This is a genomic window from Streptomyces sp. NPDC000410 (genome assembly GCF_040300305.1).
Taxonomy (GTDB): Bacteria; Actinomycetota; Actinomycetes; order Streptomycetales; family Streptomycetaceae; genus Streptomyces.
Genome location: NZ_JBEPDM010000023.1, coordinates 22,824 through 34,769 on the forward strand (window position 1 = coordinate 22,824; position 11,946 = coordinate 34,769).

Below are 11,946 nucleotides of genomic sequence, written 5' to 3' on the forward strand. Positions count from 1 at the left end.
ACCGCGTCGCGGCCGCTTTGCGGGCCCGCTGCCGACATTGGCCGATTACGGCCCGGTCATCTCTCACCCAGGCATAGCGTCGACCCCGACCGGACACCCCGCGTCGTGGCGCTGCGCCATCTTTCTCACCTACGTCACGCAACGGCGCGCGACAGGAGCCAGAGGACATGCAGACCAAGCTGGACGAAGCCAAGGCCGAGCTGCTCGAGAGGGCTGCCCGGGTAGCTGAGCACAGCCCAAGCGGGGGGCAACTTCCGACTGGGTCCGAGAGCGGGGAGCGTCCCGACAAGGACACTGTCCTCGCGTACCTCCAGCGCTACTACCTGCACACCGCCTTCGAGGACCTCGTCGACCAGGATCCGGTCGATGTGTTCGGCGCCGCTGTCTCGCACTACCGGCTGGCCGAGAACCGCCCGCAGGGCACGGCCAACGTCCGGGTGCACACCCCGACCGTCGAGGAGAACGGCTGGACCTGCAGCCACTCCGTCGTCGAGGTGGTCACCGACGACATGCCCTTCCTGGTCGACTCGGTCACCAACGAGCTCTCCCGCCAGGGCCGCGGCATCCACCTGGTGATCCACCCGCAGGTCGTCGTACGCCGTGATCTCACCGGCAAGCTCATCGAGGTGCTGAGCAACGAGCCGAACGGCTCGGGAGCGGGCTCCGCCACCGGCAAGCTGCCCCACGACGCCCACGTCGAGTCCTGGATCCACGTCGAGACCGACCGTGAGACCGACCGCGCCGACCTGAAGCAGATCACCGCCGACCTGCTGCGTGTCCTGTCCGACGTCCGCGAGGCCGTCGAGGACTGGGAGAAGATGCGCGAAGCCGCGGTGCGGATCGCGGACGAGCTGCCCGCCGAGCCCACCGCCGACGATCTGCCCGAGGGAGAGGTGGACGAGGCCCGCGAGCTGCTGCGCTGGCTCGCCGACGACCACTTCACCTTCCTCGGCTACCGCGAGTACAACCTCGTCGACGGCGACGCCCTGGCTGCCGTGCCCGGCACCGGCCTCGGCATCCTGCGCTCCGACCCGCACCACAGCGGCGACGACGCCCACGGCCACCCCGTCTCGCCGTCCTTCAACCGGCTGCCCGCCGACGCCCGCGCCAAGGCCCGCGAGCACCGGCTGCTGATCCTGACCAAGGCGAACAGCCGCGCCACCGTGCACCGGCCGAGCTACCTCGACTACGTGGGCGTGAAGAAGTTCGACTCCGCGGGGAACGTGATCGGGGAGCGGCGTTTCCTCGGGCTGTTCTCCTCGGCCGCGTACACCGAGTCCGTGCGCCGCGTCCCGGTGATCCGCCGTAAGGTCACCGAGGTCCTCGGCGGCGCCGGAATCTCGCCGAACAGCCACGACGGCCGCGACCTGCTCCAGATCCTGGAGACGTACCCGCGCGACGAGCTGTTCCAGACCCCGCCCGACGAGCTGCGCGAGATCGTCACCAGCGTCCTCTACCTCCAGGAGCGCCGCCGGCTGCGGCTGTACCTCCGCCAGGAGGAGTACGGCCGCTACTACTCGGCCCTCGTCTACCTGCCGCGCGACCGCTTCAACACCACCGTCCGCGAGCGCCTGACCGGCATCCTCAAGGAGGAGCTCGGCGGCACCAGCGTCGACTTCACCCTGATGAGCACCGAGTCGGTGCTCACCCGGCTGCACTTCGTGGTGCGCGTCGCGCCCGGCGCCGAGCTGACCCACCTCACCGACGCCGACAAGGACCGCATCGAGGCCCGGCTCGTCGAGGCCGCCCGCTCCTGGGCCGACGGCTTCGCCGAGGCGCTCAACGCCGAATGCGGCGAGGAGCGCGCCGCCGAGCTGCTGCGCAAGTACGGCGACGCCTTCCCCGACGGCTACCGCGCCGACCACTCGCCGCGTGCCGCCGTCGCCGACCTGGTCCACCTGGAGCGTCTGACCCGCTCCGGCAAGGACTTCGCGCTCTCCCTCTACGAGCCGGTCGGCGCCGCCCCCGGCGAGCGCCGCTTCAAGATCTACCGCTTCGGCGAGCAGGTCTCCCTGTCCGCCGTGCTCCCGGTCCTCAACCGGCTCGGCGTCGAGGTCATCGACGAGCGTCCGTACGAGCTGCGCTGCTCGGACCGTACGAACGCCTGGATCTACGACTTCGGCCTGCGCATGCCGCTGCCCACCGGCAACAGCGGCGACTACCTGGCCGACGACGCGCGCGAGCGCTTCCAGGACGCCTTCTCCGCCGTATGGACGGGCGCCGCCGAGAACGACCGGTTCAACTCGCTCGTGCTGCGCGCCGGGCTCACCTGGCGCGAGGCCGTCGTACTGCGCGCGTACGCCAAGTACCTGCGGCAGGCCGGTTCGACCTTCAGCCAGGACTACATGGAGGACACCCTCCTCAACAACGTCCACACCACGCGGCTGCTGATCAACCTCTTCGAGGCCCGCATGGCCCCCGAGCGCCAGCGCGCCGGGACGGAGCTGATCGACGGGCTGCTGGAGGAGCTGGACGGCGCGCTCGACCAGGTCGCGTCCCTCGACGAGGACCGGATCCTGCGCTCCTTCCTCACCGTCCTCAAGGCCACGCTGCGGACCAACTTCTTCCAGAAGGACTCCGAGGGCGAGCCGCACGGCTACGTGTCGATGAAGTTCGACCCGCAGGCCATTCCGGACCTCCCGGCGCCCCGCCCGGCGTACGAGATCTGGGTGTACTCGCCCCGTGTCGAGGGCGTGCACCTGCGCTTCGGCAAGGTCGCGCGAGGCGGCCTGCGCTGGTCCGACCGGCGTGAGGACTTCCGTACCGAGATCCTCGGCCTGGTCAAGGCCCAGATGGTGAAGAACACCGTCATCGTGCCAGTCGGTGCCAAGGGCGGCTTCGTCGCCAAGCAGCTCCCGGACCCGTCCCTGGACCGTGACGCCTGGCTCGCCGAGGGCATCGCCTGCTACAAGACCTTCATCTCGGCGCTGCTCGACATCACCGACAACATGGTCGCGGGCGAGGTCGTCCCGCCGGCCGATGTCGTACGCCACGACGAGGACGACACCTACCTCGTCGTCGCCGCCGACAAGGGCACCGCGACGTTCTCCGACATCGCCAACGAGGTCGCCGTCGCGTACGGCTTCTGGCTCGGGGACGCCTTCGCCTCCGGCGGCTCCGCCGGTTACGACCACAAGGGCATGGGCATCACGGCCCGTGGCGCCTGGGAGTCCGTCAAGCGGCACTTCCGCGAGCTCGGCCACGACACCCAGACCCAGGACTTCACGGTCGTCGGCGTCGGGGACATGTCCGGTGACGTGTTCGGCAACGGCATGCTGCTCTCCGAGCACATCCGGCTGGTCGCGGCCTTCGACCACCGCCACATCTTCATCGACCCGAACCCGGACAGCGCCGTCTCGTACGCCGAGCGCCGCCGGCTGTTCGAGCTGCCCCGCTCGTCCTGGGCCGACTACGACAAGGAGCTGCTGTCGGCCGGCGGCGGTATCCACCCCCGTACCGCCAAGTCCATCCCGATCAACGCGCAGGTCCGCAAGGCCCTCGGCATCGAGGCGGGTGTCGCGAAGCTGACCCCGGCCGAGCTGATGAAGGCGATCCTCGCCGCGCCGGTGGACCTGCTGTGGAACGGTGGCATCGGTACGTACGTCAAGGCGTCGACGGAGTCCAACCAGGACGTCGGCGACAAGGCCAACGACGCCATCCGCGTCAACGGCGACGAGCTGCGCGTCAACGTCGTCGGCGAGGGCGGCAACCTGGGTCTGACCCAGCTCGGCCGCATCGAGTTCGCCCGCCGCGGCGGCAGGATCAACACCGACGCCATCGACAACAGCGCGGGCGTGGACACCTCCGACCACGAGGTGAACATCAAGATCCTGCTCAACGGGCTGGTCGCGGACGGCGACATGACCGTCAAGCAGCGCAACAAGCTGCTCGCCGAGATGACCGACGAGGTCGGCGCGCTGGTGCTGCGCAACAACTACGCGCAGAACGTGGCCCTGGCCAACGCCGTCGCCCAGTCCCCGAGCCTGCTCCACGCCCACCAGCGCTTCATGCGCAGGCTGGAGCGGGACGGCGCGCTGGACCGCTCGCTGGAGTTCCTGCCGAGCGACCGGCAGATCCGCGAGCTGCTGAACAGCGGCAAGGGCCTCTCCCAGCCGGAGCTGGCGGTCCTGCTCGCGTACACCAAGATCACGCTGGCGGAGGAGCTGATCGGGACCGGCCTGCCGGACGACCCGTATCTGCTCGGGCTGCTGCACGCGTACTTCCCGAAGCCGCTGCGGGAGAAGTTCCCCGAGGCGGTCGACGGCCACGCGCTGCGCCGCGAGATCGTCACCACGGTCCTGGTCAACGACACCGTCAACACCGGCGGTTCGACCTTCCTGCACCGGCTCCGCGAGGAGACCGGCGCGTCGGTCGAGGAGATCGTCCGGGCGCAGACCGCGGCCCGCGCGATCTTCGGGCTGAGCGAGGTGTGGGACGCCGTCGAGGCGCTGGACAACAAGGTCGCGGCCGATGTCCAGACCCGGATCCGGCTGCACTCGCGCCGGCTCGTCGAGCGCGGCACGCGCTGGCTGCTCGGCAACCGGCCGCAGCCGCTGGAGCTCACGGAGACCATCGAGTTCTTCTCGGCGGGCGTCGAGCAGGTCTGGGCCGAGCTGCCGAAGATGCTCCGCGGCATCGACCTGGAGTGGTACCAGGGTCTGCTGGAGGAGTTCACCGCCGCGGGCGTTCCGGAGGGGCTGGCCCTGCGTGTCGCCGGCTTCTCGTCCGCCTTCCCGACGCTCGACGTCGTCGCGATCGCGGAACGTACCGGCAAGGACCCGCTGGCCGTCGCCGAGGTCTACTACGACCTGGCCGACCGGCTGCGGATCACCGCGCTGATGGACCGGATCATCGAGCTGCCGCGGGCCGACCGCTGGCAGTCCATGGCCCGCGCCTCCATCCGCGAGGACCTGTACGCCGCGCATGCCGCGCTGACGGCGGACGTGCTGTCCGTGGGCAACGGCTCCTCGTCGCCCGAGGAGCGGTTCAAGGCGTGGGAGGAGAAGAACGCGGCGATCCTCGGCCGGGCGCGGACGACGCTGGAGGAGATCCAGAGCTCGGACACGTTCGACCTGGCGAACCTGTCGGTCGCCATGCGGACGATGCGCCAGCTGCTGCGTACGCACGGCTGATCCATACGTGAATGAGCTGATCCGTACGTGAATGAAGGGGGCGCCCACCGTCATGGTGGGCGCCCCCTTCGGCGTCACTTTCCTGTCGGCCCTTCCTCGTCACGTCTTCCTGGTCCGCGTCACTTCTTCTTGGCGCCGCCGGTGAAGGCCTCGTACGCCGCGACGACGTCCTTCGCGGGCCCGTCCATCCGCAGCGTCCCCGCCTCCAGCCAGAGCGCGCGGTCGCAGGTCTGGGTGATGGTGGAGTTGCTGTGGCTCACCAGGAACACCGTGCCCGCCTCCTTGCGCAGCTCGGCGATCCGGTCCCGGCTGCGCCGCTGGAACTTGGCGTCGCCCGTGGACAGCGCCTCGTCGATGAGCAGCACGTCATGGCTCTTGGCCGCGGCGATGGAGAACCGCAGCCGGGCACCCATGCCCGAGGAGTACGTCCGCATCGGCAGCGAGATGAAGTCGCCCTTCTCGTTGATCCCGGAGAAGTCGACGATCTCGTCGTAACGGTCCCGGATCTGCTCGCGCGTCATGCCCATCGCCAGCCCGCCGAGGATGACGTTGCGCTCGCCGGTCAGATCGCCCATGAGGGCGGCGTTCACGCCGAGGAGCGAGGGCTGGCCCTGGGTGTAGACCCGGCCCTCGGACGGCGGCAGCAGCCCGGCGATCGCTTTGAGGAGGGTGGACTTGCCCGAGCCGTTGGAGCCGATGAGGCCGATCGCCTCGCCCTTGTACGCGGCGAAGCTGACGCCCTTGACGGCGTGCACCTCACGGACGCCCGCGGCGGGTTTGCGGGACAGGATCCGGCTCAGGGCGGAGGTGGCGCTGCCCCGCCCGGCCTTCGCGCCGTTGACCTTGTAGGTGATGTGTACGCCGTCGACGACGACGGTGGGGATATTTTCAGCCACGGCCGTACTGCTCCTCCGCCTTCCAGAAGTACAGGAATCCGCCCACCCCGATGAGGACGGCCCAGCCGAGGGCGAGCGCCCACACGTGCGGCGGCAGCTGGGCCGAGGTGTAGCTGTCGATGAGCGCGAAGCGCATCAGGTCGATGTAGACGGCGGCCGGGTTGCCCTGGAGTGCCAGGACGACCAGCTCCGGCAGGTCCCGGCCCTTGAGCACGGACTGGAGGCTCCACATCACGCCCGACGCGTACATCCAGGTGCGCAGCACGAACGGCATCAGCTGCGCGATGTCGGGAGTGCGGGCGGCGAGCCGGGCCATGGCCATCGACACGCCGGTGTTGAAGAGGGCCTGGAGCAGCAGGGCCGGGACCGCGAGCAGCCACGAGGGCCTCGGGAACTGCCCGAAGGCCATCAGGATCACGGCCAGCGCGCCCATCGAGAAGAGCAGCTGCTGGAGCTGTTGCAGCGCGAGGGCGACCGGGAGCGCGGCGCGCGGGAAGTGCAGTGCCCGTACGAGTCCGATGTTGCCGGATATGGCCCGGGTGCCGGCCAGGATCGAGTTGGACGTGAAGGTCCAGATGAAGACGCCGGTGACCAGGAAAGGAACGAAGTCCGGGACCTGGTGCCGGGTGCGGAGCAGCACTCCGAAGATGAAGTAGTAGACCGCGGCGTTCAGCAGCGGGGTCATCAGCTGCCAGACCTGGCCGAGCCTCGCCTGGCTGTACTGCGCGGTGAGCCGGGCGGTGGCGAACGCGGTGATGAAGTGGCGGCGCGACCACAGCCGGCCGACGTACGCGCGCAGGGAGGGGCGGGCGCCGCTCACGGTGAGGCCGTGGCGGGCGGCCAGCTCGCCGAGGCTCTCTGCCGGTGACGCGGTTGCTGACATGGGTGCTGACACGGGTGCTGACACGCGCTTGTCGCTTTCGCCGGGGAAAAGGACGATGGGACGGATCCGTATCGTCGCTACGGGGAGGGTAGGACGGATCAACGTTGCAACGCAACCGTTTCGTCGTGACGGGGTTGCGTATGCTCCTGGGCATGACCAGGGACCCGGGAACCCCACGACGCGCCCCCGCTGGAGCTGCCGTGCTTCGGGAGGACGTGACCGCGGCGATCCGCGCCGCCGTCTTCGAGGAGCTGGCGGCGGTCGGCTTCGCACGCATGTCGATCGAGGGCATCGCGAGACGGGCCGGTGTCGGCAAGACCGCGGTGTATCGCCGCTGGAAGTCCAAGCTCTCGTTGGTGCTGGACCTGGTCTCGGCGTTCGCGGCGCAGGGGCTGCCCGTGCCGGCGACGGGTTCGCTCCACGGGGACGTACGCGCCCTGCTCGAAGTCGCCTCGCACGCGCTGCGCCATCCCGTGGCCTCGCAGGTCATCCCCGACCTGCTGGTCGAGGCGGCCCGCCACCCCGAGATCTCCGCCGCGATCAAGGCGGCGCTGCTCGACAGCCAGCAGGGGGTGGCCGCGCTGGTGGTGCGCGATGCCGTGGCGCGGGGGGAACTGCCGGAGTCGGCGGATCCGGAGCGGGCCCTGGACCTGATCATCGGTCCGCTGTACTGGCGGCTGGTGGTGGTACGGGGGGATCTGCCGGAGGGGTACCTGGACGATTTGGCGGCCGCGGCGGTGGCGGGGCTCACGCGGGGGTGACGAGCGGCTGAGGCAAGGCCGGCATGGGCTGACGAGCGGCTGATGCGCTGCTGTTGTGGGAGTGAGGGCGGGGGCTCCCGGTGCGGAGCCCCCGCCCTCACCGCGTCAGCCCCGCAGGGCCCGGCGCAGCGCGCGGGTCAGAAGGGGCGGGAGCAGGTCCCGGGCCACGCGGCGGACGAGTGACGGGCGGCGGCGCGCGGTCGCGGGCGCCGGGCGCTGTTCCGGGACGGCGGCGGGCGCGGGGGCCACGGCGGCCGGCCGGTGGCGGGACGCCGGATGGGCCGGCGCCACGGCCTTCCTGCCGTCGATCCGGACCAGCGGGGCCCCGGCCACCTCCTCCACCCCGTGCCAGAGGTCCGTCCGCGTCTCCAGCCAGCCGAGGAGCGCCTCCCGCGCCTTCTCCGGGTCGCCCCAGGTCCCGTACAGCTTTGTGCCCGTGATGCACACCGGCCGCAGCCCGGCGGTGGCGACGGCACCCCACACGGCGGCCGCGACCCCCGGGCAGTGCTCGGCCCGGAAGTCGTCGAAGACCACGACGCCCTCCGGGGTGAGGAGCTCCTCGGCGGCCTCGATGTCGCCCTGGACGTGCTCGTACAGGTGCGAGGCGTCGATGTGGACGAAGCGGCAGCTGCCCGCCCGGACCCGGGAGGAGATCACCGAGGTCGGCGCCTGGACGAGGGTCGGCAGCTCGTCGTGGAAGGAGAGGTAGTTGGCCTCGAAGGCGCGGCGGGTGAGCGTCGCGTACGAGCGGTCCATCTCGGCGCTGTTGGACGCGTCGGGGGCGGGCGAGTCCCACAGGTCGCAGACCGTGAACTCCTCGCCCTCCCGCAGGTACGAGCCCAGGAAGATCGCGCTCTTGCCCATGTACGCGCCGAGTTCGAGCAGGTCTCCCGCGTGCTCCTGGTCGCGCTGGTGGGCCAGGAACCAGTCGAAGAGCAGCTGGTCGACCGGCCGGAACCAGCCCTTGACGTCGTCGAGCCGGGCGGGCTGGGGCAGTTCGTCCGCGGCAGGGGACTGCGACGTGGACGCGGACTGCACCGGTGCACTCGTCTGTGACATGGGTGTCTTCTCTCTCGGGACTCAGCGATCAGGGCTGTGGGCGTACGGCGGATGGAAGTCGGTCTCGCCCAGGAACACATGCCGGACCACGCGTTCGGCCGCGTGCCCGTCGTCGTACGGACAGAAACGGGCCCGGAAGGCGGCCCGCAGCTGCGCGGAGCGCGATCCGCGCCAGTGGCCGGTGGTGAAGATGTCGATCAGTTCGTCCTCGGTGCGGGCGATCGCGCCCGGCGGGTCGGTCCGCAGATCGACGTAGGTGCCGCGAGCCGCCTCGTACGCCTCCCAGTCGTCGGCGTACACGACGATCGGGCGGTCGAGATGGGCGTAGTCGACCATCAGCGGCGAGAAGTCGGTGACGAGCGCGTCGACGGCGAGCAGCAGCTCCGGGTTCTTCGGCAGCTGCGGGTCCGTCAGCAGGACGAAGTCCGGCCCGAGCGCGCGGGCCACGCGTTCCGGGTCGAGTGCGAGCCGCTGGGTGCGGCGGTAGTCGCGGTGGGCGGGCGCGTACAGCACGGCCGTACAGCCGTCCGGGACGCCGAGGGACGCGCGCAGCGCGGCGACCTCGCCGTCGCCGACCCGCCGGAACCGGTCGTTGCGCGGCGAGCCGTACTCCAGCGTCGTGTACGAGGACGGGTACGAGGACGACGGGAACGCCCGTTCCCGGACCAGCGAGGAGTGCCGGTTCGCGGACAGGCTGTAGTCCCAGGTGTCGCAGTCGCGCAGCAGCCCCTCGAAGTCCACGCCGTGTGCCGCCGCCGGACGCTCCCGCAGATCGAGGCCGGTCGACGCGATCGGGGTGCCGTCATGGGTCCGGAGCAGGATCTGCGACGGCCGCTTCACCAGCCGCTCGGCGAACACGCCGTCGCCGACGAGGTACGCGGAGCGGGCCAGCGCCGCCCAGTACGCCGCCGAGCCGCGCAGCAGCCCTTTTTGAGCGTCGGGTGTCTCCGCGATCCAGGACGTACGGATGTGCGGGGCGAGCTCGCGGACCTTCGCCTCGATCGCCGCCGCGTCGCTGCCCCTTCGGCGGGCCATGAAGACCGCGTGGTCCCGGCGGACGGGGAGGCGGAGCTGGACGCGGTAGTGGATCCGTAGCGCCGCACCGCGCAGCGCCGCGTACGCAGCCGCCGCGCGCCCGGCCGTGGCGGTACGGAGCCCGCGCGCGGCCAGCAGCGCGCGGTACGTACGGTGGCTGCCGGCCCACACGAGCGCGTCCCTCACCCGGACCCGGAAACCCGCCCCCGACCTGCGGTAACGGCGATGGCGCCGATACTGGTCGCGGGCGCGGCGGAAGTACGCGGCGCGGCTGCCGCGCGGCAGCCGGCCAGGCGTCGTGAACACGCTCATCGCGTGGTCGGTCATCCGGCGGAAGATCACTGGACGCCAGCTCTCCAGCGCCGGCCGGGAGTCGACGAAGGCCATGACCCGGTCGTACTGGCCGAAGATGTCGAACTCCTTGCGGGCGGGTGTGGCGCGGATGTTCCCCCGGCGGCGTTCCCGCACGTGTGCGCACACGCGGTCGAGGGTGGCGATCGTCTGTGCGGTCAGCAGGATCGGAAGGGTCCAGGCCAGGTCCGCGAAGTGGCCCGGCGGGAAGGCGAATCCGTGCCGCTCGACGAAGTCGCGGCGGTACGTCGCCCCGCAGGCGGCGTCGGCGAGGCGGTGCAGCACCCCGGGCCGGTCGGCGAGGGAGAAGGGGCCGGGGGGCGCCTCGGAGACGTTCTCGCGGGCGTGGTGTGCCTGGTGGACCTGGGGTGTCGTCTCGCCCGACCAGTCGATACGCGCGAGGCCGTAGGTGAGCACATCGGGCTCAGCGGCGTCCTTGACCCGGTCGGCGATGGCCTGCAGGCTGCCAGGGGCGAGGGTGTCGTCACCGTTGACGAAGACCAGGTAGTCACCGGTCGCGTGAACGAGACCGGCGCCCCGAGCGGCGCCGGGCGCCCCCTGGCCGGTGTTGTGCGGCAGATGGAGGGGGAGCACGCGCCGGTCGCGGCGCAGCCGTCCGGCGATCCGTCGTCAACGGCGATCAGTTCGAGATCGTCGTACGACTGCGAGAGCACCGAGTCGATGCACTCGTGCAGAAAAGCCTGGACCTGGTACGCGGGCACGATGACGGTGAACCGGGGCATGGCCCGGCAACGGCCCCCGGGGCACACGGGTTACGCGGCGGCTACGCAATCGGGCGACGGCGGCGACGACCGGTTGACGGCGGCGGAGACGGCGGCGGAAGCGGCGATGGTGGTGGGCGGCGGCCGGTGGGCGGCCGCCGCCCGATCCCGTATCTCGTCTCTCGTACGTGGCTACTTGACCGCGCCCGCCATCACGCCGGAGACGAACTGCCGCTGGAACGCGAAGAACACGGCGAGCGGAATCACCATCGAGACGAACGCGCCGGGCGCCAGCACGTCGATGTTGTTGCCGAACTGCCGTACCTGCTGCTGCAACGCGACCGTGATCGGCGGGGACTCCGAGTCCGCGAAGATCAGCGCGACCAGCATGTCGTTCCAGACCCAGAGGAACTGGAAGATGCCGAGCGACGCGATCGCCGGCCCGCCGAGTGGCATCACGACCCGGGTGAACAGCCTGATCTCGCCTGCCCCGTCGAGCCGGGCCGCCTCCAGCAGCTCTCTCGGGATCTCCGCGAAGAAGTTGCGGAGCAGGAAGATCGCGAAGGGCAGGCCGAACGCCACGTGGAAGATCACCACCCCGGCGGTGGTCTCGAAGATCCCGATCTCGCCGAAGAGCTTCGACACCGGGACGAGGGCGACCTGCACCGGGACGACGAGCAGCCCGACCACGGCCAGGAACCACCAGTCGCGGCCGGGGAACTCCATCCACGCGAAGGCGTATCCGGCGAGCGAGCCGATCACGACGACCAGGACCGTCGCCGGGACGGTGATCTGGACCGTGGAGAGGAGCGAGCCGGTGATGGTCTCGTTGTCGAGGAGGCGGGCGTAGTTCTCGGTGGTGAGCTGCGCGGGCGCGGTGAACACCTGCCACCAGCCGCTCGCGGTGATGTCGGCGGGATCGCGCAGCGAGGAGAACAGCAGTCCGATCGTCGGCATCAGCCAGAACAGCCCGACGAGGACGAGGAAGACACGCATGACACCGCCGCCGGTGCGGGCGGCGATGCGCGAGCCGAGGGACTGCTTCGCCTTGTTCGGGGTGCTCATCGGCGGGTCTCCCTTCGGATCCTGCGGATGTTGCTGTGCTTT

7 protein-coding genes and 1 pseudogene are annotated in these 11,946 nt (G+C 70.7%); 2 read left to right on the plus strand and 6 right to left on the minus strand.

Annotated features, from left to right (window positions below; all coding sequences use genetic code 11):
• Window positions 1-167 precede the first annotated feature (167 nt).
• Window positions 168-5,132 carry an NAD-glutamate dehydrogenase gene (locus ABT342_RS22495; protein ID WP_351576608.1) on the plus strand — a complete coding sequence of 1,655 codons (4,965 nt, stop codon included), beginning with the start codon at window positions 168-170 and terminating at the stop codon, window positions 5,130-5,132.
• 119 nt (window positions 5,133-5,251) lie between these two features.
• On the opposite strand, the gene ABT342_RS22500 is transcribed toward ABT342_RS22495, so the two are convergent.
• Together ABT342_RS22500 and ABT342_RS22505 are read right to left on the minus strand one after the other, a co-directional pair.
• Window positions 5,252-6,028 (minus strand): ABC transporter ATP-binding protein, encoded by a 777-nt coding sequence (locus ABT342_RS22500; RefSeq protein ID WP_351576611.1) that lies wholly within the window; start codon window positions 6,026-6,028, stop codon window positions 5,252-5,254.
• Entirely contained in the window at window positions 6,021-6,911 is an 891-nt protein-coding gene (locus tag ABT342_RS22505; RefSeq protein WP_351576614.1) for an ABC transporter permease, read from the minus strand. The genes ABT342_RS22500 and ABT342_RS22505 overlap by 8 nt, the downstream gene beginning before the upstream one ends.
• A 140-nt stretch (window positions 6,912-7,051) precedes the next feature.
• Between ABT342_RS22505 and ABT342_RS22510 the strand changes: the two genes are divergently transcribed.
• On the plus strand, window positions 7,052-7,672 hold the full coding sequence (locus tag ABT342_RS22510; RefSeq protein WP_351576779.1) for a TetR/AcrR family transcriptional regulator: 621 nt from the start codon (window positions 7,052-7,054) through the stop codon (window positions 7,670-7,672).
• Window positions 7,673-7,777: 105 nt separating this feature from the next.
• On the opposite strand, the gene ABT342_RS22515 is transcribed toward ABT342_RS22510, so the two are convergent.
• From ABT342_RS22515 to ABT342_RS22530, 4 genes and pseudogenes are all read right to left on the minus strand, one after another.
• Window positions 7,778-8,731 (minus strand): class I SAM-dependent methyltransferase, encoded by a 954-nt coding sequence (locus ABT342_RS22515; RefSeq protein WP_351576617.1) that lies wholly within the window; start codon window positions 8,729-8,731, stop codon window positions 7,778-7,780.
• A gap of 21 nt (window positions 8,732-8,752) precedes the next feature.
• Window positions 8,753-10,153: a CDP-glycerol glycerophosphotransferase family protein gene (locus tag ABT342_RS22520; protein ID WP_502965592.1), complete on the minus strand. Its 1,401-nt coding sequence runs from the start codon at window positions 10,151-10,153 to the stop codon at window positions 8,753-8,755.
• Between the two features lie 246 nt (window positions 10,154-10,399).
• Window positions 10,400-10,860, minus strand: a pseudogene (locus ABT342_RS38255) (glycosyltransferase family 2 protein); the annotation flags it as partial.
• Between the two features lie 171 nt (window positions 10,861-11,031).
• Window positions 11,032-11,904, minus strand: a complete 873-nt coding sequence (locus tag ABT342_RS22530) for a carbohydrate ABC transporter permease (RefSeq protein WP_351576623.1) — start codon at window positions 11,902-11,904, stop codon at window positions 11,032-11,034.
• Window positions 11,905-11,946 lie beyond the last annotated feature (42 nt).

Bases quoted from the DNA above. Each gene is read 5' to 3' on its own strand.
- ABT342_RS22510 (WP_351576779.1), top strand. From the start codon at position 7,052: ATGCTCCTGGGCATGACCAGGGACCCGGGAACCCCACGACGCGCCCCC.
- ABT342_RS22505 (WP_351576614.1), bottom strand. From the start codon at position 6,911: ATGTCAGCAACCGCGTCACCGGCAGAGAGCCTCGGCGAGCTGGCCGCC.
- ABT342_RS22515 (WP_351576617.1), bottom strand. From the start codon at position 8,731: ATGTCACAGACGAGTGCACCGGTGCAGTCCGCGTCCACGTCGCAGTCC.
- ABT342_RS22495 (WP_351576608.1), top strand. From the start codon at position 168: ATGCAGACCAAGCTGGACGAAGCCAAGGCCGAGCTGCTCGAGAGGGCT.
- ABT342_RS22530 (WP_351576623.1), bottom strand. From the start codon at position 11,904: ATGAGCACCCCGAACAAGGCGAAGCAGTCCCTCGGCTCGCGCATCGCC.
- ABT342_RS22520 (WP_502965592.1), bottom strand. From the start codon at position 10,153: ATGGCCTTCGTCGACTCCCGGCCGGCGCTGGAGAGCTGGCGTCCAGTG.